At 66.7% G+C, this 25,154-nt stretch carries 26 protein-coding genes; 11 read left to right on the forward strand and 15 right to left on the reverse strand.

The window, feature by feature from the left end:
• The first annotated feature begins 439 nt into the window (after window positions 1–439).
• Window positions 440–1,777, forward strand: coding sequence for a chromosomal replication initiator protein DnaA (dnaA, locus tag BXU08_RS00005; RefSeq protein ID WP_216352917.1), 1,338 nt, complete (start codon window positions 440–442; stop codon window positions 1,775–1,777).
• Between the two features lie 155 nt (window positions 1,778–1,932).
• Here dnaA and BXU08_RS00010 read toward each other — a convergent pair whose 3' ends face one another.
• From BXU08_RS00010 to trpS, 3 genes are all read right to left on the reverse strand, one after another.
• Complete coding sequence (locus BXU08_RS00010; RefSeq protein ID WP_077507321.1) at window positions 1,933–2,970, reverse strand: CAP domain-containing protein; 1,038 nt, start codon at window positions 2,968–2,970, stop codon at window positions 1,933–1,935.
• Between the two features lie 98 nt (window positions 2,971–3,068).
• On the reverse strand, window positions 3,069–3,890 hold the full coding sequence (locus BXU08_RS00015) for a ThuA domain-containing protein (protein WP_077507324.1): 822 nt from the start codon (window positions 3,888–3,890) through the stop codon (window positions 3,069–3,071).
• A gap of 78 nt (window positions 3,891–3,968) precedes the next feature.
• Entirely contained in the window at window positions 3,969–4,958 is a 990-nt protein-coding gene (trpS, locus tag BXU08_RS00020; RefSeq protein WP_077507327.1) for a tryptophan--tRNA ligase, read from the reverse strand.
• A gap of 231 nt (window positions 4,959–5,189) precedes the next feature.
• Here trpS and BXU08_RS00025 point away from each other — a divergent pair, with 231 nt between their 5' ends.
• Entirely contained in the window at window positions 5,190–5,597 is a 408-nt protein-coding gene (locus tag BXU08_RS00025; protein WP_171982359.1) for a hypothetical protein, read from the forward strand.
• On the opposite strand, the gene murJ is transcribed toward BXU08_RS00025, so the two are convergent.
• Together murJ and secB are read right to left on the reverse strand one after the other, a co-directional pair.
• On the reverse strand, window positions 5,594–7,156 hold the full coding sequence (gene murJ, locus BXU08_RS00030) for a murein biosynthesis integral membrane protein MurJ (protein ID WP_077507332.1): 1,563 nt from the start codon (window positions 7,154–7,156) through the stop codon (window positions 5,594–5,596). The genes BXU08_RS00025 and murJ overlap by 4 nt on opposite strands.
• A 153-nt stretch (window positions 7,157–7,309) precedes the next feature.
• Window positions 7,310–7,819: a protein-export chaperone SecB gene (gene secB / locus BXU08_RS00035; protein ID WP_077507335.1), complete on the reverse strand. Its 510-nt coding sequence runs from the start codon at window positions 7,817–7,819 to the stop codon at window positions 7,310–7,312.
• Window positions 7,820–7,985: 166 nt separating this feature from the next.
• Here secB and BXU08_RS00040 point away from each other — a divergent pair, with 166 nt between their 5' ends.
• The 4 genes from BXU08_RS00040 to BXU08_RS00055 are packed head-to-tail and all read left to right on the forward strand — an operon-like array spanning window position 7,986 to window position 12,311.
• Window positions 7,986–8,630: a Tim44/TimA family putative adaptor protein gene (locus BXU08_RS00040; RefSeq protein ID WP_150125351.1), complete on the forward strand. Its 645-nt coding sequence runs from the start codon at window positions 7,986–7,988 to the stop codon at window positions 8,628–8,630.
• Between the two features lie 10 nt (window positions 8,631–8,640).
• Window positions 8,641–9,945: a murein transglycosylase A gene (locus BXU08_RS00045; protein WP_077507341.1), complete on the forward strand. Its 1,305-nt coding sequence runs from the start codon at window positions 8,641–8,643 to the stop codon at window positions 9,943–9,945.
• Window positions 9,885–10,583: a Smr/MutS family protein gene (locus BXU08_RS20565; protein WP_077507344.1), complete on the forward strand. Its 699-nt coding sequence runs from the start codon at window positions 9,885–9,887 to the stop codon at window positions 10,581–10,583. The genes BXU08_RS00045 and BXU08_RS20565 overlap by 61 nt, the downstream gene beginning before the upstream one ends.
• A 54-nt stretch (window positions 10,584–10,637) precedes the next feature.
• Window positions 10,638–12,311, forward strand: a complete 1,674-nt coding sequence (locus tag BXU08_RS00055) for a bifunctional diguanylate cyclase/phosphodiesterase (protein WP_077507347.1) — start codon at window positions 10,638–10,640, stop codon at window positions 12,309–12,311.
• On the opposite strand, the gene dapE is transcribed toward BXU08_RS00055, so the two are convergent.
• Window positions 12,308–13,456, reverse strand: a complete 1,149-nt coding sequence (gene dapE, locus BXU08_RS00060; RefSeq protein WP_077507349.1) for a succinyl-diaminopimelate desuccinylase — start codon at window positions 13,454–13,456, stop codon at window positions 12,308–12,310. The genes BXU08_RS00055 and dapE overlap by 4 nt on opposite strands.
• On the opposite strand from dapE, the gene BXU08_RS00065 reads away from it, so the two are divergent.
• Together BXU08_RS00065 and BXU08_RS19665 are read left to right on the forward strand one after the other, a co-directional pair.
• Complete coding sequence (locus tag BXU08_RS00065) at window positions 13,456–13,917, forward strand: cupin domain-containing protein (protein WP_077507352.1); 462 nt, start codon at window positions 13,456–13,458, stop codon at window positions 13,915–13,917. The two genes, dapE and BXU08_RS00065, sit on opposite strands and share 1 nt — an antisense overlap.
• A 120-nt stretch (window positions 13,918–14,037) precedes the next feature.
• Window positions 14,038–14,175 carry a hypothetical protein gene (locus tag BXU08_RS19665; protein WP_171982360.1) on the forward strand — a complete coding sequence of 46 codons (138 nt, stop codon included), beginning with the start codon at window positions 14,038–14,040 and terminating at the stop codon, window positions 14,173–14,175.
• 4 nt (window positions 14,176–14,179) lie between these two features.
• On the opposite strand, the gene BXU08_RS00070 is transcribed toward BXU08_RS19665, so the two are convergent.
• Window positions 14,180–14,848 (reverse strand): glutathione S-transferase, encoded by a 669-nt coding sequence (locus BXU08_RS00070; RefSeq protein WP_077511834.1) that lies wholly within the window; start codon window positions 14,846–14,848, stop codon window positions 14,180–14,182.
• A 106-nt stretch (window positions 14,849–14,954) separates the two neighbouring features.
• Between BXU08_RS00070 and BXU08_RS00075 the strand changes: the two genes are divergently transcribed.
• Entirely contained in the window at window positions 14,955–16,883 is a 1,929-nt protein-coding gene (locus tag BXU08_RS00075; RefSeq protein WP_077507355.1) for a S9 family peptidase, read from the forward strand.
• Between the two features lie 13 nt (window positions 16,884–16,896).
• Here the strand turns inward: BXU08_RS00075 and BXU08_RS00080 are convergent, their stop codons facing one another.
• A complete protein-coding gene (locus BXU08_RS00080; protein ID WP_077507358.1) occupies window positions 16,897–18,498 on the reverse strand; it encodes a methyl-accepting chemotaxis protein in 1,602 nt (533 codons plus the stop codon).
• A gap of 354 nt (window positions 18,499–18,852) precedes the next feature.
• Between BXU08_RS00080 and BXU08_RS00085 the strand changes: the two genes are divergently transcribed.
• The gene (locus tag BXU08_RS00085) at window positions 18,853–19,419 is read left to right on the forward strand and encodes a hypothetical protein (RefSeq protein ID WP_150125352.1); all 567 of its coding nucleotides are present in this window, start codon (window positions 18,853–18,855) and stop codon (window positions 19,417–19,419) included.
• A gap of 1 nt (window position 19,420) precedes the next feature.
• Here BXU08_RS00085 and yihA read toward each other — a convergent pair whose 3' ends face one another.
• The 6 genes from yihA to BXU08_RS00115 all read right to left on the reverse strand — a co-directional run bounded on the left by yihA (window position 19,421) and on the right by BXU08_RS00115 (window position 22,898).
• Complete coding sequence (gene yihA, locus BXU08_RS00090; protein ID WP_253190450.1) at window positions 19,421–20,065, reverse strand: ribosome biogenesis GTP-binding protein YihA/YsxC; 645 nt, start codon at window positions 20,063–20,065, stop codon at window positions 19,421–19,423.
• A complete protein-coding gene (gene yidC, locus BXU08_RS00095; RefSeq protein WP_150125353.1) occupies window positions 20,062–21,780 on the reverse strand; it encodes a membrane protein insertase YidC in 1,719 nt (572 codons plus the stop codon). The genes yihA and yidC overlap by 4 nt, the downstream gene beginning before the upstream one ends.
• Before the next feature lie 22 nt (window positions 21,781–21,802).
• Entirely contained in the window at window positions 21,803–22,015 is a 213-nt protein-coding gene (gene yidD, locus BXU08_RS00100; RefSeq protein ID WP_077511836.1) for a membrane protein insertion efficiency factor YidD, read from the reverse strand.
• On the reverse strand, window positions 22,012–22,278 hold the full coding sequence (gene rnpA / locus BXU08_RS00105) for a ribonuclease P protein component (RefSeq protein ID WP_253190451.1): 267 nt from the start codon (window positions 22,276–22,278) through the stop codon (window positions 22,012–22,014). The genes yidD and rnpA overlap by 4 nt, the downstream gene beginning before the upstream one ends.
• 71 nt (window positions 22,279–22,349) lie before the next feature.
• Entirely contained in the window at window positions 22,350–22,484 is a 135-nt protein-coding gene (gene rpmH, locus BXU08_RS00110) for a 50S ribosomal protein L34 (protein ID WP_029724273.1), read from the reverse strand.
• 87 nt (window positions 22,485–22,571) lie between these two features.
• Entirely contained in the window at window positions 22,572–22,898 is a 327-nt protein-coding gene (locus BXU08_RS00115; RefSeq protein WP_077507369.1) for a hypothetical protein, read from the reverse strand.
• Between the two features lie 122 nt (window positions 22,899–23,020).
• On the opposite strand from BXU08_RS00115, the gene BXU08_RS00120 reads away from it, so the two are divergent.
• Window positions 23,021–24,529, forward strand: coding sequence for a YifB family Mg chelatase-like AAA ATPase (locus BXU08_RS00120; protein WP_077507372.1), 1,509 nt, complete (start codon window positions 23,021–23,023; stop codon window positions 24,527–24,529).
• A gap of 184 nt (window positions 24,530–24,713) precedes the next feature.
• On the opposite strand, the gene BXU08_RS00125 is transcribed toward BXU08_RS00120, so the two are convergent.
• Complete coding sequence (locus BXU08_RS00125; protein WP_077507375.1) at window positions 24,714–25,124, reverse strand: endonuclease domain-containing protein; 411 nt, start codon at window positions 25,122–25,124, stop codon at window positions 24,714–24,716.
• Between the last annotated feature and the right edge of the window lie 30 nt (window positions 25,125–25,154).

Here is a 25,154-nt window from a genome sequence, read left to right on the forward strand (position 1 = left end):
CGATGACCCCGCCGGAGCTGCTCCGGCGGGGTTTTTCGCGTGTGCAGCAAAGGGCTTGGCGGCAATACGCGAACGGGACGGCCTAAGTGGCGGAAATCCCGCGATTCGCATGCTTCAATTTTATGAATATTCGCGTAAGCATTTGATATTATTCATGAAAACATGTGACATGACGCAAATCCGTGGGTTCGGACGAGTCAACAAAACTATTTCACTTTCTTTGCACCCGCAGCCCTTGCTCGACTCGAATTTCGGTTCCTAAAACAGACTTCCCCGGCGCGTTTCGATGCCGGGGCTTGTGAAGCTCACCGCGCCAGCCTGGGGGCATGACCGGCTGCGGGGAGCCTTGTGATCGAAACGAGTTTGTTCGCGGAAAGGGTCTGCTTTCCGTTGGGGAGGGGTGCGTGTGACTCAAGTGCAGACACTGGAGCGGGGTGACATGGAGGCAGTCAGCAAAGCGTGGAGCCACGTACGTGGTAATCTGCGGCGCTCGGCCGGCCAGCGCCTGTTCGACCAGTGGCTGAAGCCGGTGGTCCTGGTGGACGGTTCGACCAGCGCAGCGGTGCGCCTCGGCCTGCCGTCGGCATTCATGACTCAGTGGGTCAAGAATCACTATTCCGAACGCCTGCTGCTCGAATTCCGTGCGGTGCTGCCCGACGTGCTCAGCGTCACCATCGAGACGATGGCCGAAGAGCCGCTGCGCGTGCTCAAGGCCGAGCCCGAAGTCGCGGCGGTGGTCGCGGTGCCGGGCGAGCGCCCGATTTTCGACCCGCGCTTCTGCTTCGATCGCTTCGTCGTCGATTCGGCCAACCGCGTTGCGTTCAACGCCGCCAAGGCAGTGGCACAGCCGGGCATGCCGCAGTTCAGCCCGCTCTATCTCCATTCGGGCACCGGCCAGGGCAAGACGCACCTGATGCACGCGCTGGGCCAGGCGTTCCTCGAGGCGAACCCCGAGGCGACGGCGATCTACGTCACCGCCGAGCGCTTCATGTTCGAATTCGTCCAGGCGCTGCGCAACCGCGACACGCACGCGTTCAAGACCCGGCTGCGCTCGGTCGACCTGCTGATGATCGACGATCTCCAGTTCATCGGCGGCAAGGACGCGACGCAGGAAGAGTTCTTCCACACGGTCAACGAGTTCATGTCGTCGGGCAAGCGGCTGGTGATCGCCGCCGATCGCGCGCCCCAGGCGCTCGAAGGCTTCGAGCCGCGGCTGGCCGGCCGGCTCGGCTCGGGCCTCGTCGCCGACATCAAGCCTGCCGAGCTCGAGCTGCGCCGCGCGATCGTCGCGCGCAAGCTTGAGGACATGCCTGCGGTCGACATGCCCGAAGAGGTCGTCGATCTGCTCGCGGCGCGGATCACCTCGAACGTCCGCGAGCTCGAAGGCGCGCTCAACCGGCTGGTCGCCTATGCCAATCTCTCCAACGAGACGATCAGCATCGATTTCGCAGTCACCACGCTCGGCGAAGTGCTGCGCAGCGCCCAGCGGCGGATCACGATCGACGAGATCCAGCGCGCGGTGTCGTCGCATTTCGAAGTCAAGCAGATCGACCTGATCTCGGAGCGCCGCGCCGTTGCGATCGCGCGCCCGCGCCAGATTGCGATGTATCTCGCCAAGCGGCTCACCACGCGCTCGCTGCCCGAGATCGGCCGCAAGTTCGGCAATCGCGACCATTCGACGGTGATCCATGCAGTGCGGCGGATCGAGGATCTGCGCGGCAAGGATGTCGAGATCGACGGCGCGGTGCGCACGCTGATGCGCGCGCTCGAAGGCTGAGTTTCCCGCCTCCCAGGCGAGGCGGTTTCCCACCCTCAGGGGTGGGGGCGGGGTGGAGGAGATGAGAGCGGGGCAAACGCTATGGTCACGCCTCCACCCCGATTGTCCTAAATAGAAATTCCGCCCCCGCTGCGCGAGGGAGGAATTTCTGCTCCTCACGGCACGATGCGGAAGAAGTAGTTGTAGCTGCGCTGGGTGCCGCCGACGTTCACGCGGTCGATCGTCACGTCGTAGACGGTGTTCGCCTGCAGTCCGCTCACTGCGAACTGGAGGTTGTTGGGCAGGCCATAGCCCTGGGTATCGTAGGTGATGCGCGAGACGGTCAGCATCGCGCCGCCGCGGGCGCGCACGGTGATCGCGGCACCGGAGAAATCGACATTGCTATTGCCCCATTTGCTGGTCTTGTTCGAGATTACCCCGAATGAGAGCAGCGCGCTGGGGTCGAACAGGCGGGCGGGATAGTCCTCGAACGGATAGGCGACATAATCGGGCAGCGGGCCGGTGGGGCCTGCCGGGCCGGCGGTGTCGAACACCTTGATCGCGGCGGCATCGGCGCGGCTGCTCGTCTGGTAGCGGCCGGCGACGCGGCCATAAGCGACCGAGCCGAGGAAGGGATCGAGCAGCCAGCGGCGATGCCCGACATTTTCGGCGACGATGTTCTGCACTTCGGTGAGCCAGCCCGCGACGATCTGCTCGTCGGTGTAGAAGCCCAGTCCCGCACCGGTGCCGCCATAGAGGTTGCTCGATCCCGAGGCGGCGGCACCGGCCGCGGTGTAGCAGCGCCAGCTGGTCGGCGGGGTATGGCTGAGCTGGGCGTTGGCGGCCTGCATCAGCGCCGATTGCTGCGCGCCGGGCTCGTCGGCGGCCGAATAGGTCGCCGGGGGCAGCCGGTGGAGCGCGCGGACGGCGTTGAGCGTCTGGAGCAATTGCTGGGTCACCGCGGGCTTGAGCACGCCCGGCTGGCACGCGGCGATGTCGGGCAGGGTGGCATAGAGCGACGCGGCGGCGGTGAGGAAGTCGCCGGGCGCCGGGGTGGGCGTCGGGAAGGGCACCGGGGTGGTCGTGGGGCTCGGCGTCGGTCCGGGCGTGTCGATCGGCGGGGGAACGACGGTGCCGCCGCCGTCGCTGCCGCCACCGCCGCACGCGGCGAGGGCGAGGAGGGGGATCATCAGCAGCGTCAGCTGTTTACGCATCGCGGTGCCCTCATACAGGGGCGCGGGATCACGCTCCTGGGCAAGGAAACAACGCGGTTGGCGCGGTTGCGTTTCCTCGAAGCGTGGTTAGCGAGTCGTCAATCGCAGCCCTTGCCGGCCTTGCGCGCGGCCCAGCCGATCGCGCCATCGACCAGCTCGAGGTGCGCCGGATCGGTCCAGGCCTCGGGCTGGTGGCCGAGCACGGAGGTAAAGATCCGTGCCTTGCCCTCGCAGCGCCACCAGACCAGCGCGTGCTTCTCGCCCATGCGGTGCCTGGGCTCGAGCCGCATGCCGGTTTCGTCGAGCCGGGCGAGGACATGTACGTCGGCGCGCGGCGGAGCGCCGTACGCGTAATATTCCTCGGTCCAGCGCCAGCGCGCGGGCAGATGCCGCGTTGCGGGGTGGGTGCGGTCGAGCAGGATCAACTCGCCCTGCTGGAAGTGGTCCGCGCCGCCGGGATGGCCGGTATAGCCGCTGTATCCGAGCATCGCCTGATACCAGTCGGGATGGCTGCCGTCGCCCGCACCGTGCAGGCCGACGAAACCCCGGCCGCTGGCGATATAGCCCTGGAAGGCGGCGCGCTGGTCAGGCGTGAACAGGTCGCCGGTCGCGCTGGCGAACACCACCAGGTCGAATTTCGCCAGCTGGGCAGGATTGAATATCGCCGCATTCTCGGTGGCATAGGCGCTCCAACCGCGGGCGCGGACCAGCTTGTCGATCGCGGCGGTGGCGGCGGGAATCGAATCGTGGCGGAAGGCGTTGGTCTTGCTGAAGATGAGGACGGCCGGGCGCTTGAGCGCGGGGAGCGTCGGGGCAATGGTGTCGAAGGTCGGAGCCGGGCGATTGGGGCTGGGGGCGGTTTGGGGAAGCGCGACGAGTCCGAGCAAGGCCGGAATGGCGGCCAGCTTGAGTAGCAGCATCGATCACTCTCCTCTGTTGTCCCGCTCACCCCCACCCTCCCGCCCGCGAAGCGCGTGGGAAGGGGGAGGCGGCAAGCTTTATACCTGCAATCCCACGGCCTGCTGCGCCGCCTTGAGCGTCGGCGCGGCGAGTGCGTTGGCGCGTTCGGCGCCCTTCGCCAGCTGCGCACCGACCGCGGCGCGATCGTCGAGCAACTGGACCAGGCGATCACGCATCGGCGCGAGCACCGACACCGCGAGATCGGCCAGCGCGGGCTTGAACGCGCCGAAGCCCTTGCCCGCGAATTCCTCGACCACCGCCTGTGGTTCACGCTCGGCGAGCGCGGCGTAGATCGTCACGAGGTTCTTCGCCTCGGGGCGCTCGGCGAGGCCATCGACGCTTTCGGGCAGCAGATCGGCGTCCGACTTGGACTTCCTGATCTTCGCGGCGATCGTGTCGTCATCATCGATCAGGTTGATCCGGCTCATGTCCGAGGGATCGGACTTGGACATCTTGGCGCTGCCGTCGCGCAAGCTCATGATACGCGGCGCGGCCTTCGAGATCAGCGGCTCGGGCAGCGGAAACAGATCGACGCCGAAATCGGTGTTGAACTTGGTCGCGACGTCGCGCGCCAGCTCGAGATGCTGCTTCTGGTCCTCGCCCACCGGCACGTGCGTCGCCCTGTAGACGAGCACGTCGGCGGCCTGGAGCACCGGATAGGTGAACAGCCCGACGCTGGCGCCTTCGCGGTTCTTGCCCGCCTTGTCCTTCCACTGGGTCATGCGGTTGAGCCAGCCCATCCGCGCGGTGCCCTGGAGGATCCAGCAAAGCTCGGCATGCGCGGGGACGCGGCTCTGGTTGAACAGGATCGCGCGGTCGTCGATCCCCGCGGCCATCAGCGTCGCGGCCATCTCGATCGTCGAATTGGCGAGTTCCTGCGGGCTGACATTGCCGGTCAGCGCGTGGAGATCGGCGAGGAAGAACAGGCACTCGCCCTGCTCCTGCATCGCGACCCATTGCCGGATCGCCCCGAGATAATTGCCGAGGTGCAGATTGCCGGTGGTCTGGATGCCGGAAACGACGCGCATGTATCAGTCACTCCGCGCCCCGGTTACCGCTCGGCCGTTGGACGGGCCGCGGATCCGGGACGGCGGGGGCGCTAGCCGCGCTGAGATGTCCAGGATGGGCGGGCTGTAGCGAGGGGGGACGCGTCAAGCAAAGCAAAGTGTCGTGCGATCGATGCGCCGCGCTTTCAGACCGATTTGACATCTTCGGGGCGGACGGTCACCGATTCCAGCGGGCATGGGCGAGGGGGCATCATGGACTTTTCGAAAACAATGGCGCGGCTTCCGGACGAGGAATTGTTGCGGATCGCATATCCCGATGCCGGCGACGAATTCGAAGCGGAAGCCATCGCCGCCGCACGCGCGGAAATCGGCAAGCGCGGGATATCGGAGGACGAACGTCCGCAGCTTCAGTCCCGGATCGCCGAGCTCGAGACGGAGGACAGCGAGCGCGCCGAGCAGCCGCTTGGCAAAGGCGGGTGGGTCGCATTCATGCTGACGGCCCCGATCCTGATTGTCTCGATACCGGCCGCGCTGGTCCTGTATGCGATGGGGTATCGCAGGATGGCCGGCGATGCACGTGGCGCCATCGTCGGCGGCTGGCTAATCTATCTGCTGCTGCTCTTCATCCTGGCAGTCGGCATGATGGCGATGGACGGTTAGCGCCGTCGCATCAACGCGGTGAGGTCGCTCACCCGATAGGCGCGGGTGACGAAGCAGGCGACGATGTAGATCACGCCGCCCGCGCCGACCAATATGCTCAGCGCCGCGAAGCGCATCCACAGATTGCCGGTGAGGTAGGGATCGAGCAGCCGTTCGCCGGCGAACAGTGCCGCGCCCATCAGCAGCGCGGCGAGCGCGAGGCGGGGCAGGCGGCGCTTGAGCTGGCTGTCGGCCGCGAAATGCCCGCGCTTGCGCAGCGTGTGGTAGAGCATCGCGACATTGACGGTCGACGCGATCGCGGTGGCGAGCGGCGGGCCGACATGCTTGAGCGTCGGGATCAGCGCGAGGTTGAGGATCAGATTCACGCCCACCGAGATCGTCGCGAAACGCACCGGGGTGCGCGTGTCCTCGCGGGCATAGAAGCCGGGGGTGAGCACCTTGATCAGCACATAGGCCGGCAGGCCGATCGAGAAGGCCGAGAGCGCCCAGGCGCAGCGCACCGTGTCCTCGGCACTGAACTGGCCGTGCTGGAAGAGGCCGCGGACGATCGGCTCGGCGGCGACGAGGAAGGCGACCGTGGCGGGGAGGGTGAGGAACAGCGCGAGCTCGATCCCGCGATTCTGCGTCTCCATCGCTTCGGCATCGCGTCCGGCGCCGAGCAGCCGCGAAACGGTAGGCAGCAGGATCGTGCCCAGCCCGATGCCGATCAGCCCGAGCGGCAGCTGGTTCAGTCGGTCGGCATAATAGATGTACGAGATCGAGCCCTCGGCGAGCAGCGCGCCGGCGAGCGCCGTCGAGACGATCAGGTTGATCTGCACTGCGCCGGCACCGAGCGCGGCGGGCAGGATCAGCTTCATCAGCCGCTTGATCTCGGGATCGAGCCGTGGGCGACGCAGCTTGAGCGATACGCCGGCGCGGCGGCAGGCGAACCACAGCCAGCCGAGCTGGAGCAGCCCGCCTACGGGGATCGCGATCGCCTGCGCGCGCGCGGTCTCGTACGGATCGCCGTGGAAGACCAGCAGCGCAGTGACCATCGCGATGTTGAGCAGGATCGGCGCGGCGGCGTTGACCCAGAATTTGTCGAGCGAATTGAGGATGCCGCCGAGCAGCGAGGCGAGGCTGATCAGCATCAGATAGGGGATGGTGATCCGGCTGAGCTCGACGGCGAAGGCGAACTGGTTGGGAGTCGGATGCTGTTTGCTGAAGCCGCCGGCGAGACCCCAGGTCAGCGGCCAGGCGGCAGCGAGCATTGCCGCGGTCATTATCGTCAGGAAGACGAACAATACTGCCAGTGCGCGCTCGGCAAAGGCGAGCGCCGGGGCGAGTTCGCCATCGTTCTCGCCGACCTTGCGGTTGAACATCGGGATGAACGCGGCGGAGAAGGCGCCTTCGGCGAAGAAGGCGCGGAACATGTTGGGCAGGCGGAACGCGACGAGGAACGCGTCCGACGCGAAGCTGGCGCCAACGAAAGTCGCCTGGAGCGAGTCGCGAACCAGCGCGAGCGCGCGGCTGGCGAGAGTGAGCCCGCCGACCGAGCCGAGGCTGCGCGCGAGCTTCATACTTCGACGACCGGACCAAAATCCGTTCGCACTGAGCTTGTCGAAGTGCCGTTCTTCCTCACTGTCCGGCGAAAGAAGGACGGGGCTTCGACATGCTCAGCCCGAACGGGGAGGGGGAGCGGCATCACCTTTGTACGCTCCCCCGCCCGGGTCTCAGGCGTTGCCTGCGATCTCGCCCTGCGCGACGTCGCCGGCCTGGGCGCGCTGCTGCAGGTAGATGCCGGTGAAGTCGATCGGCTCGAGCATCAGCGGCGGGAAGCCACCGTCGCGGACGGCATCGGCGATCACGCGGCGCGCGAAGGGGAACAGGATGCGCGGGGCCTCGCCGAGCAGGAAGGGCTCCATCTGCTCCGCTGGCACGTTGCGGATCGCGAACAGGCCGGCATAGGACAAGTCGACGACGAACGCGGTCTGGTCCTCGGCCTGCGCCTTGACGTCGATCTTGAGCACGACCTCATAGACGTCCTCGCCGACCTGGCCCGAGCCGATGTTGAACTGGACGTCGATCGCCGGCGCGGCCTGCGACTGATAGACCTGCGGCGAATTCGGATTCTCGAACGAGAAGTCCTTCACATATTGCGACAGCACCCCCGCGACAGGCGCGGTATCGGCGCCATTGGCTGCGGGCTCGCCGAATTCGGCGATGGTGTCGTTCTCTGCCATCGAAGATTCCTCTATTGGTCGGAAAGTTTCGCGTCCGTGACGCGTTTGTTCAGCCAGCGCGCCTAGCAGGGGCGCGAAAGGACTTCAATCGGGCGGCGTTTTCGCGGGCGTTTGTATCCCGCGACGCGAAGGCCTATGTAACTCGGTGACGAGGCTCGGAGGCTCAGTGTTTTACGTTATCCTGTTCGCGATGATCGCCGGTTTTCTGGCACTCAGGCTCTACTCGGTGCTCGGCAAGCGCACCGGGCATGAGCAGGCGCTGCCCAAGCCCGCCGAGGAGCGCATCGGCGCACAGCCGGTCGCGCGTACCATCGACATGACTCCCGAAGTCCGCGAAGGCCCGGGCCGCCCGATCGAGGCTGGCGCCGAGACCGGGCTGCGCGCAGTCGTCTCCGCCGATTCGAGCTTCGATGTCGCCCAGTTCGTCGAGGGTTCCAAGGCCGCGTACCGCATGATCCTCGAAGCCTTTTGGAAGGGCGACGAGGAGACGCTCGGCTGGCTGGTCGAGGACGAGGTTCGCGGTGGCTTCGCCGAGGCGATCGCCGAGCGCAAGGCCGCGGGCCATGTGCTCGACAACCGGCTGGTCGTGATCGAGCGTGCGATGATTTCCGACGCTTCGGTCGAGGGCAAGGTCGCGCGGATCACGGTGCGCTTCGATGCCGACATCGCGGCGGTGACGCGCGATCAGGACGGCAATGTCGTCGCCGGCTCGCTCACCGACGCTGTCGAGACCCACGACATCTGGACCTTCGCACGCAACCTGCGCAGCGACGATCCGAACTGGAAGCTGGTCGAGACCGACGAAGCGTAAGGAACCGAATATGCGTCTGTGGGGGGCAGTCGCGTCCGCGGCTCTGTTGAGCGCCTGTTCGGGCGGAATCGTTCCGCCCGAAGCTGGGGTGGGCCGGGCACCTGCACCTTTACCCGCACCGTCGCGTGAGGCGTCGCGGCCGCGCGACTTGCCCGAGACGCCTGTTCACCTGCCTGCGCGCCAGCCGACGGCGGCGATCCCGCTTGCCGCGATGCCTGCCCCACTCGCGCCGACCGGGGCGACCACCGCCGCAGCTGCAGGCGTTGTTGCCGGCCCGCCGCTGAACACATTGCCGATCACCCAGGAAGGCGCCGAGCGCGCACTGGCTGCCTACAAGCTCAGCTGTTCGTCGCTCCAGCGGCGCACCGCTGACACCGCCGGGCTGACCCAGGGTGTCGATTGGGCCGAATCGTGCCGCGCCGCGGCGAATTGGCCGGCGCGGGATGCGCGGGCGTTTTTCGTCCGCTATTTCGACACGGCCCAGATCGGCGACGGCAAGGCCTTTGCAACCGGCTATTACGAACCCGAAATCCATGGCTGCCGCGAGCGCCGTTCGGGCTGCGACGTGCCGGTCTACGGCGTGCCGACCGACCTGATCGACGTCGATCTCGGGCTGTTCTCGGACGATCTCAAGGGCAAGAAGATCCGCGGGCGCGTCGAGGGCAAGAATTTCGTGCCCTATTTTGACCGCACCGCCATCGAGCAGGGCAAGCTGCAGGGCCGCGCGCCGGTGATCGCCTACGCCAATGATCCCGTCGAGATTTTCTTCCTCCAGGTCCAGGGCTCGGGCCGGCTGCGGTTGCCCGACGGCGGCGTGATGCGGATCGGCTATGCCGGGCAGAACGGCCGAGATTATACCGGCATCGGCAAGCTGATGAAGGACCGCGGGCTGCTCGGCCCTGGCCAGACCTCGATGCAGGGGATCATGGCGTATCTGCGCCAGAACCCGGAAGAAGGCCGCGCGATCATGCGCGAGAACAAGAGCTTCGTGTTCTTCAAGGAACTGACCGGCGCGGGACCGCTCGGCGCTATGGGACTACCGGTCACCGGCTGGGCCAGCGCCGCGGTCGATCCCAAATTCGTGCCGCTGGGCGTGCCGGCGTTCCTGTCGATGGACCGCACCGACGCGACGGGGCTGTGGGTGGCGCAGGATACCGGCGGGGCGATCAAGGGCGCCAACCGCTTCGACACGTTCTGGGGCGCGGGCGACGACGCGCGCGCGATCGCCGGCGGCATGTCGGCGCGGGGGACGGCATGGCTGCTGCTCCCCAAGGCCGTGGTCGCGCGGCTGACGGCGCCCAAGATCATTCCGTGAAACGGACTCTGGCGCCCGAAGAAGCGGCGCTGTGGAAACGCGTGATCGCGACGGTAACGCCGTTGAAGCCGGGCAAGGCTAAGCCCGTGGCTGCCATTCTCCCTGCTTCTCCTCTTCCTGCAAAGAGTGGGGCCGGGGGTAGGCTGGTTGCAGCGGCGGGTCCGGTGCCCGCTGCTTCTAAACCTGCCAAGCCGGTCAAGCCTCCAGTGTCTCTTGCGCGCGCAGACGCGCGCACCCACCCCCAGCCCCTCGCTGCGAGCAGGGAAGGGAGTGGCAACACGCTCGACGGCTCGTGGGACCGCAAGCTGTCGCGCGGGATAATCGCGCCCGAATCCTCGATCGATCTTCACGGGCACAGCTTGTCCGCTGCCTATGACCGGCTCGACCATGGGCTCGAACAGGCGATCCGGCAGGGCGACCGGGTGCTGCTGTTGATTACCGGCAAGCCGCCGCGGGCCGAATCCGAGCGGCCGCATGCGCGTGGCGCGATCCGCGCGGCGGTGGGTGACTGGCTGGCATCCTCGCGCCATTCCGATCGGATCGCGGCGGTGCGGACCGCGCATCCGCGCCACGGCGGCAGCGGCGCGCTCTACATAATTTTACGTCGCCCGAAGATGGAGCCGCCACGAAAATCTTAACTTCTGTCTGCAAGATTAAGCCTCAGAGACAGCAAGGGGGTTTGAGCGGCCGAAGTGGAAGGGTTTTCGCTAAAGAGCCGAGCCATCGCGTTCGCGATGTGCGCCGGGGCCGTGGCGTTCATCCTCGCCGTTGCCGCCGCGTCCGAAGGCACCGTCACCGTCGAATCCGCAGGTCGCGCGCTGATCGCCGCGATCATCTGCGGCGTTATGTGCTGGGCCTCGGCCGAGCGCAGCATCGCTTCGACGGCGGGCGCGATCGATTCGGCGATCGAGCGTCTCGCCAGCGCCGCCAATGGCGACCTGCAGAGCGAAATTCCCCAGGAGGTGCGCGATTGCGTGCCGCCGCTGGCACAGGCGATGGACGGGCTGTTCCGCCAGCTCCACGACAATCTCGAAAGCGTCCAGCGGCTCGCGATGTTCGATCCGGTGACGGGGCTCGCCAACCGCACCAATTTCCGGCGGACCGCCGAGCGCATGCTCGCCGAACTGCCGCAGAATGCCAATGCGGTGCTCTATTTCATCGATCTCGATCGCTTCAAGACGGTCAACGATACCCTTGGCCATGCCACCGGCGACGTGCTGCTCGGCATGGTCGCCAACCGGCTGCGCGCCGTGGCCGATCGCTTTGCCGCGGACGGCAGCGTCGCGGCGCCGCTGATCGGCCGGCTCGCCGGCGACGAGTTCACGATGTTCTTCCCCGAGATCGGCACGCTGCGCGACGCCGACCGGATCGGGCGCGGCGTGTTGTTCGCGCTGTCGGAGCCGTTCGACCTCGCCGACCAGGAAATCTCGATCGGCGCGTCGATCGGCGTAGCGATGCGCCCCGATCACGGCACGACGCTGCACGATCTGATGCGTGCTGCCGACGCGGCGATGTACCACGCCAAGTCTTTGGGCCGCGGCCGTGCCGAGCATTTCACCGAGTTCCTCGCCGCGCAGATCGCCGAGCGCGCGCAGTTGGAGAGCGACCTGCGCACCGCAGTCGACAAGGACCAGTTCGCGCTGGTCTTCCAGCCGCAGGTGAGCGCCGCCGACGGCCGTATCGTCGGCGCCGAGGCATTGCTGCGCTGGAAGCATCCGGACGGACTCAAGCTGCCCGGCGCGTTCATCCAGCGCGCCGAGGAGACCGGGCTCATCGTCGAGATCGGCGAATGGGTGGTCAAGAGCGTCGCCGAGACGATCTCGCGCTGGGGCAAGATGGGCATCCAGCAGCGGCTGGCGGTCAACATCAGCCAGCGCCAGATCGACCATGCCGAGTTCTTCCGCCGCCTGCGCGCCGCGATGCACGCGGCACGCGCACCGGCCAGCCTGCTCGAGCTCGAAATCACCGAGACTCTGGCGATGCATTGCTCGAACGAAGTGCTCGATGCGATTTCGGCACTCCGCGCGGACGGCGCGAGCGTCGCGATCGACGATTTCGGCACCGGCTATTCGAACCTCGCCCGGCTGCGCCAGCTGCCGGTCGATCGAGTCAAGCTCGACCGCAGCCTGGTCGAGCATGTCGCCGATCAGCCGGAGGCGCGGACGATCGCACAGGCTGTGATCGGGCTGGTCCATGGGCTCGGCTGCGAAGCAGTCGCCGAGGGAATCGAGAGCGAGGCACAGGCCGCAGTGCTGCGCGTGATCGGCTGCGACATATTGCAGGGCTATGCCGTGGCGACGCCGATGGCCGAGGAGGAATTCCTCGCCTGGGCACGCGACATCGAGCCGCGCCGGATCGCCAGCTAGGCGCCGACGCGCCGCAGCACTTCTTCGTACACGTCCGCCAATCCCATCAGATCCGTCAGCGCGACTGCTTCGTCGAGTTTGTGCATCGTCGCGTTGATCAGGCCGAATTCGACCACCGGGCAAAGCTTGACCAGATAGCGCGCGTCCGACGTGCCGCCGCTGGTCGAAAGCTCGGGGGTGATCCGCAGCGTCGCCTCGATCGCTCCGGCGACCAGCGCCGAGAGTTCGCCGGGCTGCGTCAGGAACGCCTCGCCATAGACATTGCCCCTGACCTGCGCGCCGGGGGCGTGGCGCTGTACGATCGCCTCGATCCGCGCGATCAGCTCGGGCCCGTTCTGCATGTCGTTGAAACGTACCGACAGTCGCGCCGTCGCGTTGCCGGGAATGACGTTCGTCGCCGGATTGCCGGTGGAGATGTCGGTGGCTTCGATGTTCGACGCCTGGAACCAGTCATTGCCCTGGTCGAGCGGGATCGCATCGATCTCGGCGAGCGCGGCGACCAGCTTCGGGATCGGATTGTCGGCGAGGTGGGGATAGGCGACATGGCCCTGCCTGCCGGGCACGTCGATCCAGATGACGGACGAACCGCGCCGGCCGATCTTGATCGTGTCACCCAATCGATGCGCCGAGGTCGGTTCGCCGACCAGGCAGAGATCGGGCTTCACGCCGCGCTCGGCCATGCGCTCGATCAGCTTCGGCGTGCCGAAGGTGGCGGGGCCTTCTTCGTCGCCGGTGATGATCAGGCTTAGCTTCCGGTTCGCGGGTACGCGTGCGGCGGCGGCAACGAAGGCGGCGATCGCGCCTTTCATGTCCACTGCGCCGCGGCCGTAGAGCAGATCGCCGCGAATCTCGGGCGAAAAGGCGTCGGCGGTCCAGCCGGGGCCGGGGGGCACCACGTCGAGATGGCCGGCAAAGGCGAAATGGGGGCCCGCGGTGCCCCGGGTAGCGAGCAGATTCTCGACCGGGCCGTCGGGCGCCTCGCCCTCGACGAAGCGCTCGACGGCGAAGCCCAGCGGGACCAGTGCCGCCTCGAGCACGTCGAACACCGCGCCGGTTGCCGGGGTTATGCTTTGCGCCGCGATCAGCGCCTTGGTGAGTTCGACGACGTCGGGCAAAAGGGTCTCCACAATCAACGGAGACGACATTGCCCAAGCTCGATCTCGATACAATCCCGCAGACCAACGCCACCGGCTATCCAGCGCCCTATGCCGATGCCGTGCAGGACCGCTGGTATCGGCGACTGGCACCCCCGAGTAGCCTGACGGAGATGGGCGTCAGCCATGTCACCCTGAAGCCCGGAGCCTGGTCGTCGCAGCGTCACTGGCACGCCGACGAAGACGAGTTCGTCGTCATGTTGGCAGGCGAGGCCGTGCTCGTCGAGGATGGGGGCGAGACGCTGTTACGCGCCGGCGACTGCGCTGCCTTTCCCAAGGGCATCCAGAATGGGCATCATCTGCAGAACCGCGGCACTACGGATTGCATGTTCGTTGCGGTCAGCGCGGGTCCGCGCGGCAGTGGCGACTATCCCGATATCGACATGCAATTCACGCCGGAGGGCTATTTCCACAAGAACGGCACCCGCTACGAGACCAAGCGGCTACCCTAGACTTCGCGGCGGGGCGCGGCGGGGCCCGCAAAATCCCGCTCCGGGCTTCTCCGTACAACGCGGTTCAGCGATGCTTCACCAATGGTGGCGCATATAGCGACCATGCGTTGGATGCTTCTCTTGTCCGTAGCCCTGATCAGCGTCGCCGATGTGGTGGCGTTTTCGGGCGCGCACCTGCTCGGCATCGGCAATGTCGCGCGCGAGCAGGTCGACACGATCCGCGTCAAGGCGGACGAGTATTCGCGCACCCCGGTTTGACCGGTCAGCCGCTGGCCGGCATCTCGAACTGCTCGATCACCCAGTCTTCCTCCTGCGCTCCGGCGATCCAGTCCTGCATGAAGGGATGCTGGAGCACGGCGAGCATATAGCTTTGCGCAAAACGCGGGACGGGCAGCGAATAGGTCACGATCCGCGTCACCACCGGCGCGAACATGATATCGACCGCGCCGAATTCGCCGAACAGGAATTCGCCGCCGCCGCCGAAGCGCGCGCGGGCCTGCGCCCATAGCTCCATGATCCGGCCGAGCTCCTGCGCCACGTCTTCATCGGGCTTTTGTGGGGGATAGACCTGGCGGATGTTCATGCCGTGCTTGCGGCGGAGCGACGCGAAGCCCGAATGCATCTCCGCCGCCATCGATCGCGCCATCGCGCGTGCGGCGGGATCCTGAGGCCAGAACTTCGTCCCGCCGGTCTTGTCGTTGAGATACTCGACGATCGCCAGGCTGTCCCACACCACCGCATCGCCGTCCCACAGGATCGGCACCTTGCCCGAGGACGGCGCGAATTCGTCGCCGGCGCGGCGCTTGTCCCAATCGGCGTCGTACAGCGGCACGACCACTTCGTCGAACGGCAGCCCGGACTGCTTGCATGCGAGCCAGCCGCGGAGCGACCAGGAGCTATAGGCCTTGTTGCCGATGATGAGCTTGAGCATGGCGGCGGGATAGCCATCCGGGCGGGTGCGGGCAACCTTGACCCGCTTGCGATTGCGCGGGAAACGCGACAGCATCCGGGGTGGGGCAATTGAACGGGGGAAAAGAATGCTGCGCTGGGGTTTGCGCCTGTTGGTCGCGGGCAGTCTGGCCGCGTCGACTGCCGTAGCGGTGGCGCAGTCGGCCGAACAGGCCGCGGTGCCGCTGGACACTGCGGTTTTCGCCGAAGTGCCCTCGCTGGAAGCGCCCGAAATGTCCCCCAGCGGCAAGGCGATCGCCGCCAAGGTGGCGATCGAGGGGGTCCAATATTTCGCGATTGTTCCGCTCGACGGCGGCAAGCCGGTGCTGGTGGGGCTGGGCGACGCCGACCTCAACTGGTGGCAATGGGTCAATGACGACTGGCTGGTGATCGGCATCGGCCAGCTGGTGCCGTTCCAGGGCGACGACATCTATGTCAGCCGCGCGGTGAGCGTGAACGCGCTCAGCGGCAAATCGGTCAATCTGTCGGGGAAGAACGCAGCACAGGACGCCGACGACCTGATCTGGAGCGCCAGCGACGGCACCGCGCGCATCCTGATGGCATCGCAGACGTCGGTTTACACCAGCGAAGCCGGGTTCTGGCCCAAGGTCGACGAGATCGACGTATCGACCGGCAAGCGCAAGACGGTCGTCCAGGGAGTCGAGGGGATCTTCAACTGGTATGCCGACGGCAGCGGCGCGGTGCGGATGGGCTATGGCATGTCGCTGGACGGCCGCACGCGCCGGGTGATCTATCGTGCCGGCGGCAAGGGCGGCTTCAAGACGATCGACCGCGCCCGCACCCATCGCGACGCGCTGACCGTGCCTGCGATGTTCCTGAAGGAGCCGGGCAAGGCAGTGATGATCGCCGACGACGAAGGCGGCTATTCGGCACTCTACGAACTCGACCTGGAGACGCTTGCGGCCGGCAAGCAGCTGTTCGCGACCAAGGGCTATGACATTGGCGGGCTGGTGCCAGATGCCAGCGGCTTCAACTATCTTGGCGTGCGGGTGAACGAGAACCGCCCCGGCATCCGCTGGACCGACCCGGCGATCGAGGCGATGCACAAGGCAGTGGCGGGCAAGATCAAGGGCGGCGAGCCGCGGATCGTGTCGCTGAGCCGCGATCGTTCGGCGGCGATCGTCCATGTCGGCGGCCCCAATGCCCCGGGCGCCTATTTCATCTACCGCGCGGCCGACGATGCGATGCTGTTCCTCAAGATGAACAACGGCACGCTCGGGCTCAAGCGCCTCAATCCGGTGCGTACGATCCGTTACAAGGCGCGGGACGGGCTGGAGATCGCGGCGGTGCTCACCTTGCCCTTCGGCAAGAAGAGCAAGCTGCCGCTGATCGTGATGCCGCATGGCGGGCCGTTTGCACGTGATACCGAGGAATGGGACTGGTGGACACAGTTCCTCGCCGAGCGCGGCTATGCCGTGGTGCAGCCCAATTACCGCGGCTCGTCGGGCTATGGCACGATGTTCACTGCCAAGGGCCTCGGCCAATGGGGGCTGGCGATGCAGGACGACCTCAACGACGTCGTCACCGAGCTTGCCAAGCTCGGCATCGCCGATCCCAGGCGTGTGTGCATGGTCGGCGCTTCGTATGGCGGCTATGCCGCGCTGCGGGCGGCGCAGCGCGACGGCGCGCTGTACCGCTGCGCAGTCGCCTATGCCGGCGTGTCGGATCTCAACCGGATGATCAGCCACGACCGCAACTTCCTGGGATCGGGCGCGCGCAAGGACTGGCTCAAGATGCAGGCGCCCGACCTCAAGAGCGTATCCCCGATCCATCATCCCGGCGACTTCACGATCCCGGTGCTGCTGGTCCATGGCAAGAAGGACCGGGTGGTGCCGCCGGTCCATTCGCGGACGATGTCGCAGAAGCTGAAATCGGCGGGGAAGGACGTGCTCTATATCGAGCAGCCCGAGGCGGATCATCACTTCACGCGGAGCGAGGACCGGCTGCAATTCCTGAAGGCGCTGGAGGCGTTCCTGGCCAAGCATAACCCGGCCTGAGACCCCGACGGGATCAGGCGGCGTCGAGCGTCGCGACGAAGCTGCGCATCTCGCGCATCAGCAACTGCGTCTTGTCGACCAGGTCGGTCGTGACAATGCCGAGATCCTCGGTGACGCCCGCGGCGTTGTTTGCGGCATGCTCGGCGATCGCGGCGCTGCCGTGGAGGCTGGAGGTGAGCAAGGCGGCCGAGCCGGCATATTGCTGGATCGAATGGATGACGTTGCCCTGGCGCGCCATCGCCTGTTCGACCGCGCCGGCGACTTCGTTGATCCGGCCGAAGCTGTCGCGCATGTCGCTGACGATCGTCGCGGTGGAATTGACGGCTTCGGTGATCCGCTCGAGCTGACCGCGAATGTCCTTGGTTGCGAGCGAAGTCTGCGCGGCGAGCGCCTTCACTTCCTGTGCGACGACGGCGAATCCGCGGCCCGCCTCGCCAGCGCGCGCGGCCTCGATCGAGGCGTTGAGCGCGAGCAGATTGGTGCGCGCGGCAACCTCGGCGATCAGATCGGCGATGGTACCTGCGCTGCTGGCATAGCCGACCAGGGTGGCGAAGCGATCGTCGGCGGCGCGCGACAGCGCGTGGAGGTGCAGCGTGGTGGCTTCCTGCGCGGCGATGCTGGTCTCCATCGCGTCGCGGGTACGGCCGAGATTGGCCGATTCCTCGAGCAGCACCGCGGCGCCGATATCGGCCTCGCCGACATGGCCGACCACGCCGCGGACCTGGTCCTGCGAGACGCGGGCGCTCTGGGCCAGCGACTGGGCGGATTCCCGCGTCTGGTCCGCCGCGGCGGCAAGATCGGTGATGTTGCGCATGAAGATGTTTTCGAACTGCCCGGCGATCCGGCGCACTTCCTCGTCGCGGGCGCGGCGGCTCTCGGCTTCCATGCGGGTGCGCGATTCGGCGGATGCGGCGTGGCGCTTCCACTCCTCGCGCTGCGCCTCGGCGATCAGCAGGTCGCGCTCGTGCTCGGCGGTGGCGCGGGCCTGGCCCAGTTCATATTGGCTGGCGACGAGCTCGGACTGCTCCAGCACGAAGCGGCCGAGCATCAGCACGAAGACGGCGAGGAAGATCGTCATCCCCGCCGGCATGCCCCACAGGATTGCGAAGAACAGGTTCACCAGATTGGCCGTGAACAGGAAGGCGACGCTGGCGGGCGGCAGCGCGGCATAGCGCAGCGCACCGATCGCGGTGACGCCGGCGATCACCGAGACGATGACGATCAGCTCGTGATCGCTGGCGCCGAGCCCGCAGGTGCCGAGGAAGGCCATCCAGCCAAAGGCGGCGAGGCCGCCCTGGAGGACCGACATGTTGATCGCGTGGCGCGAATTCTCCACGCGCCAGTCGCGTTTCTGCTGGCGGACATAGCGCCACAGGAACCCGCCGAGGATGCCGAGATGGACCGTCAGCGCGGCGATGCGGATCGGCAGGTGCCCGGCGTCGCGGTACATCGTCATCATGCCGATGCTGACCACCACCGCCATCGCGAAGGTAAACGGGAAGCCGCGCGACACCGACATGATCTGGGTGCGCACCAGTTCCTCCGGCAGCACTACCCAGCGGCCGTAGACGGCCGTGGACAGGCGGGAGACGAAGGAGCGCGGCGCTTGGTTCACTGATCCATTTTAGTGGAAAGATGCGCAGCTACGTGGATTTCCGCGTACGTATAGGTAGTTGATCTTAGGCTGGAATCTGGATCGGTCCCACCGCCGCGGGGGCAGCAGCGTGGCGAGGGATGCCCGATGCGATCAGCGTGAATAGGAAGGATGCGGCGTAAGGATCGGGAATCGCGGCGTTGAAGTTCGCGAAGCCTCATGCCGGCGACGGCCAGCCCCGGGTGAGGATGCCGAGACCGGTGAGCCGAGGGCACGAACCCTGCGTATTTCATTCCCGCGAGGATCGTCGGGGCTTGGCAGGCGGGTGGGCTATGCGGCACCCTCAAGCGCGACTGTGACCGAGGGGGGATGTCGATGACCGAAGAGAGCGAAGGCGCCGCCGCGCGCGTCAGCACGACAGGGTGGCCCGACGTGATGAAGGCCGCGATCTGGCCGGTTTTTGCTTTGATCGCGGTCGCGATCTTCTTCACGCCGATTTCGGGCATCCTGCGCAATACCGCAGACAAAGCGACACTCAACGAGCTCAACATGGGGCCGTTGCAGGTCAAGCTTTCGGCAGCGGCGGAGAAACTGCGTGCGCCCGCGCCGGCGATTGCGAAGATGGTGGCGGGGCTCGACAGCGCGCAGGTCGAGGAGTTGATAAACTGGAACGAGAATGCGCTGTCCGTCCAGTTCTGCCTGAACCCGGCGCCGCTCGGCGATCCCCGTTGGGGGCGCCTCACCGATGATTATGTGCGCGGACGCATCGAGGACGCACGCGCGTACCGGGGAATGATCGAGGCGGGTATCTTCACGGCAGAGCCGGTCGAGACACAGCCCACTGGATGCAGTGACAGCGTCGCGATCACGCCGGACGGGCTTCGCGCCAAACACTTCCTGCTGGATCTGCTGACCAACGCGCTGGAGCTCAGCACGAAATAGGTCAGCCGAGCGCCTCGATCACGGCGGCGCGGAGTTCGGGGAGGCCCATGCCTTTTTCGCTCGACGTCACGATGATGTCGGGATGCGCGGCGGGGCGCTTGCGGGCCTCGGTCTCGGTGCGGGCGCGGACTTCGGCGAGTTCGGTCGCCTTGATCTTGTCGGTCTTGGTCAGGACGATGCGATAGCTGACTGCGGCACCATCGAGCATGTCGAGGATCTCGTTGTCGACGTCCTTGATGCCGTGGCGCGAATCGATCAGCACCAGCGCGCGCTTGAGCACGTCGCGGCCGCGCAGGAAGTCGTTGACCAGATAGCGCCACTGGCGCTGCAGGTCCTTGGGCGCCTTGGCGAAGCCATAGCCGGGCATGTCGACGAGGCGGAATTTGAGCGGCTCGCCGACATCGAAGAAGTTGAGCTCCTGCGTCCGGCCGGGGGTGTTCGAAGTGCGGGCGAGCGCGTTGCGGTTCGCCAGCGCATTGAGCAGCGACGACTTGCCGACGTTCGAGCGGCCGGCGAACGCCACTTCGGGCACCACCGGATTGGGGAGGTGCTCGAGCTTGGGCGCCGATTTGAGGAAGGCGATCGGGCCGGCGAAGATCTTCCGCGCGGCCTCGATCTGGTCTTCGGTGAAAGCCGGCTCGGTCACTTGGCCTTCACTTCCTTCTTCACCGGTTCCTTGAGCGCCGGGTGCTGGCGATAGAGCAGCCATTGCTGCGCCATCGTCAGGACGTTCGAAGTGATCCAGTAGACCTGCAGGCCGACCGCGAACGGCGCCATCAGGAACATCAGCATCCACGGCATGATCGAGAAGATCTGCTTCTGCATATCGTCCATCGGCGCCGGGTTGAGCTTGAACTGGAAGTACATCGATACGCCCAGCAGGATCGGGAACACGCCGATCGCAAGGAACGAGGGCGGGGTGAAGTTGAGCAGTCCGAACAGGTTGAGGATCAGCAGCGGATCGGGCGCCGAAAGATCCCTGATCCAGCCGATGAACGGCTCGTGACGCATTTCGATCGTCAGCAGCAGCACCTTGTAGAGCGCGAACATGATCGGGATCTGCAGCAGGATCGGCAGGCAGCCCGCGAGCGGGTTTACCTTCTCTTCCTTGTACAGCTTCATGATCTCCTGCTGCTGGCGCTGCTTGTCGTCCTTGTAGCGTTCCTGCAGCGCCTTCATCTTGGGCTGCACCGCGCGCATCGACGCCATCGAGGCGAACTGGCGCTGGGCGATCGGGAAGAGCAGGCCGCGGATCGTGAGCGTCAGCAGGATGATCGCGACGCCGAAATTGCCGACCAGGCGGTACAGCCAGTCGAGATAATAGAAGATCGGCAGCTCGATCACGCCGAACCAGCCCCAGTCGATCGCACGATCGAACTGCACGATGCCGAGCGTGTCCTGATACTCCTCGAGCAGCTTCACTTCCTTCGCGCCGGCGAAGAAGTGGCTCGAATAGGTCAGCTTCTTGCCGGGCTCGACATTGAGCGGGGCGGCGACCTGGTAATCGGCCTGGAAGCCCTTGGTCGGGGTCGGGCGCTGCTGGAGTTGCACGGCGACGCGCTGGTCGGGGATGACGGCGGTCAGCCAGTAATGGTCGGTATAGCCCGCCCAGCCGCCGGTGGTGGCGAAGCTCTGCTGCGCGGTATCGACTTCCTTGTAGTCGATATAGTCGGCGGCGCCATTGTACACTGCGATCGGGCCGACATGCGCCGCCCACTGATCGACGTCGGTCGACTTGTTGGCGCGCGAGACCAGCGCATAGGGCGTGACCGACACGGGCGTGGTGCCGAGATTGGCGACGGTCTGGCGGACGGCGAACATGTAGTTTGCGTCGACCGACAGTTCGATGCGGAACACCTGGCCGGTGGCGCTCTGTGCGCTCAGCGTGACGGGGGTAGTGGGCGTGAGCTTGGTGCCGCTCGCCTGCCACACTGTGTCGGGACCCGGTGCCTGGACGCCGGCACCCTGCCAGCCGAACTGCGCGAAATAGGCGTCGGTGGTGCCGCCCGGCGAGAGCAGGCGGATCGGCGGCGAATTCTTCGCGACGGTCTCGGCATATTGGACGAGCACGAGATCGTCGATCCGTGCGCCCTTGAGGTTGATCGAGCCGCGGACCTTGGGCGTTTCGATCGCCACGCGCGGCGTTTCGCCGAGCACGATCTGGCGGTCGCGCAGCGCCCTGGGCGAATCGGCTGCCGGATCGGCGCCGGGCGCGGCCACGGGCTTGGTCTTGCCGCCTTCGATCCGGACCGGCGCGGGCTGCTGCTGCGGGAAGATCCAGTGCGCGATCTGCGGCCAGCCGAACAGGATGAGCGCGGCCAGCACTGCGAAGATCACGAAATTCTTTTGGTCGTGTTTCACCGATGTTCCCCGGAAAGGTCCGTCATGGCACGGGATCGTAGCCGTGCCCGCCCCATGGATGGCAGCGCAGGATGCGCCGCAAGGCAAGCCAACTGCCCTTGACCGCCCCATAGCGGCCAAGCGCCTCGATTGCATAGGCCGAACAGCTCGGCGCGTAGCGACAGCTGGGCGGCAGGATGCGCGACGGCCCCAGCTGCCAGAAGCGCGCGATCAGGATGAGAATGCGGGCGATCACCGGCCCAGCTTCGCGCATGCCTTGGCCAGTTCGGCCTGGAGCAGGGCGTAATCGCGCTCGATCCCGCCACCGCGGCCGATCAGCACATGATCGGCGCCCGGAATGCCCGATTCGGGCAGCACTTCGCGGGCAAGCGCACGAAAGCGGCGCTTCATGCGATTGCGCACGACGGCGTTGCCGACTTTCTTGGATACGGTAATGCCGATCCGCATCGTGGGATCGGCATCGTCGCGCGCGCGCACCAGCAGGACGAAGCCGGGCATGGGCGCCCGCTTCCCCGCATTGGCGGCGAGATAGTGCTTGCGCTCGGTGAGCCGCGCGAGCGGTACGGCGGTTAGGCCGACAGCTTCTTGCGGCCGCGCGCGCGGCGAGCACGGATCACGTTGCGGCCACCGACGGTCGCCATCCGGCTGCGGAAGCCGTGCCGGCGCGCACGCACCAGGTTGCTCGGCTGAAAGGTCCGCTTCATCGCTCATCCTCGGTAATCTAGAACGTAAAAGGGCCGCTACAGGAGCGGCCGCGTGTCGGGTGCCCATACTGGGGTGAGTCGCCCAAGTCAACGTGGCTCTGCCGGAAAACCGAGCGTCTCCGCCTCGGCGCGGGCAATCGCCTCGTCCTTTATGCGCTGCTGGCGTCGGCGAAAGCTGCGGCGGCGCAGCGCCATGTCGCTGTAATGGCCGAATCGCGGCCAGCGCCGCTTCAGCTTCGCGAACCGGCGCCGCGCCCATCGCGCGTTCTGGAGCACCAGCACCAGTCCCGCCGCGAACACGAAGATGCCGCCGGGGCCCGGGATGATGCCCACCAGCGGAGTCGCGGCAATCAACAGGAAGCCGGTCACCAACAGGGCGATACGGACGACCGGGCTCTTGCGCGAACGGGGCATGGACGTGGATGTGGGATGTGTGTGTTGTTCGTGCAAGACAGGCACGGGGTAGCTCCATTTCGGCGACGATCCGTTCCACAACGGCGAAAAGCCACTATTGTCCCATCAAAGGGGGAAACCGGATGATCGCGAGCGTATCGACGGTGGCGTATCTAGGGCTGGAAGCGCGCGGCGTGGAGGTGCAGTGCAACCTAGTCGCCGGATTGCCGAGCTTCGTCGTGGTCGGGCTGCCCGACAAGGCGGTGGCCGAGAGCCGCGAGCGGGTGCGTGCCGCGATCGCCGCGATCGGGCTGGCGCTGCCACCCAAGCGGATCATCCTCAATCTCTCGCCGGCCGACCTGCCCAAGGAAGGCTCGCATTTCGACTTGCCGATCGCGCTGGCGCTGCTCGCGGCAATGGGCGTCGCGGATGCCGAGACGCTGTCGGGCTATGTCGTGGTCGGCGAGCTCGGCCTCGACGGGCGGATCGCGCCGTCGCCCGGCGTGCTGCTCGCGGCGCTGCATGCGTCGGAACAGAGCAAGGGGCTGGTCTGTCCGGTCGCGCAGGGACCCGAAGCTGCGTGGGCAGGGACGGTGGAAGTCGTCGCGGCGCCCGACCTGATCGCGCTGCTCAACCACTTCAAGGGCAACCAGCTTCTCGCGGCGGTGGCGGCAGGCGAGATGGATGAACCCGGCTGCGGCCCCGACCTGGCGCAGGTGAAAGGCCAGGAAACCGCCAAGCGCGCGCTCGAGATCGCCGCGGCGGGTGGGCACAACATGATCATGGTCGGGCCGCCCGGCGCGGGCAAATCGCTGCTCGCGTCGTGCCTGCCGGGGATATTGCCGCCGCTCGACGCCGCCGAGGCGCTGGAAGTCTCGATGGTCGCGTCGGTCGCCGGGACGCTGTCGGGCGGGCGGCTCACCCGCACGCGGCCGTTCCGGAGTCCGCACCACTCGGCGTCGATGGCGGCGCTCACCGGCGGCGGGCTGCGAGTCAAGCCGGGCGAAGTCAGCCTCGCGCATCTCGGCGTGCTGTTCCTCGACGAGCTGCCCGAATTCCAGCGCGCGGTGCTCGATTCGCTGCGCCAGCCGCTCGAGGCCGGCGTGGTCAGCGTCGCGCGAGCCAATGCGCATGTCACCTTTCCTGCGCGCGTCCAGCTGATCGCGGCGATGAACCCGTGCCGCTGCGGGCATCTCGGCGACCCTTCGCTGGCGTGCGCGCGGGCACCCAGGTGCGCCGCCGATTATCAGGCCAAGGTCTCGGGACCGCTGCTCGACCGCATCGACTTGCATGTCGAGGTCCAGCCGGTGAGCGCGGCGGACCTCATCCTGCCGCCACCGGCCGAGGGCTCGGCCGAAGTCGGCGCGCGGGTGGCCGCGGCTCGGACGCTGCAGGCGGGGCGCTATCGCGACGTGGCGGCACGGACCAATGCCGAGGCCGATGGCGAGGTCCTGGCCGAATTCGCCACGCCCGACGAGCCGGGCCGCACGCTGCTTGCCCAGGCGGCCGAGGCGATGCGGCTTTCGGCGCGCGGCTATACCCGGGTGCTGCGGGTGGCGCGCACGATCGCCGACCTGTCCGGCGCGGAAGGGGTAGGGCGCATCCACGTTGCCGAGGCGCTGAGCTATCGGCGACGGTCGCCGAGGAATTAGGGTCGGTAGCCCGCTCGTGGCAAAGAGCCTCAAGCTTTCTTTCGTCACCCCGGACTTGTTCCCGGGGGCATCGGGCTGCAGCGACAGGCAGGAGGTGGGAGGACTTCCAATACCGCATCGTGGATCTCGTTCGAGGCCGGGTGACTGCGGGTAGAGATGTCCGCTAACGCCCAATTGCGGACATTCAGCGAGACCTTGGCGTCCGGGCACGCCCCTCCCTGGAAGGGAGGGGATGGGGGTGGGTGCCGCCGAGGCACTCGGCGGCATTCTCCAGAATGTGAAGCACGGCCCCGTCCGGATTGGCGAGTACCTCCGAGTTCCACAGGCGGATCACCCGCCAACCATTCGCTTCCAGGCAAGCCGTCCGCCGCGCATCATAGTCGATCGCTTCCAGATGCTGGCTGCCATCGAATTCCACTGCCAGGCGTGCGGTCCGGCAGGCGAGATCGATGATGTAGGGTGGTTCGATACATTGTCGTGTGAAGGCTGGGCGATAGCGTGAGATGCGGTGCCATATGACAAGTTCGGCCGGCGTGGGATTGCTGCGTAGCACGCGCGCTCGGGCGGTCAGCTTCGGATCGATCCGGCGTCGCATGCGGCGAGCGTAGGTGGCTTCGCTGCGCTC

Source organism: Sphingomonas sp. LM7 (genome assembly GCF_002002925.1).
Lineage (GTDB): Bacteria > Pseudomonadota > Alphaproteobacteria > Sphingomonadales > Sphingomonadaceae > Sphingomonas.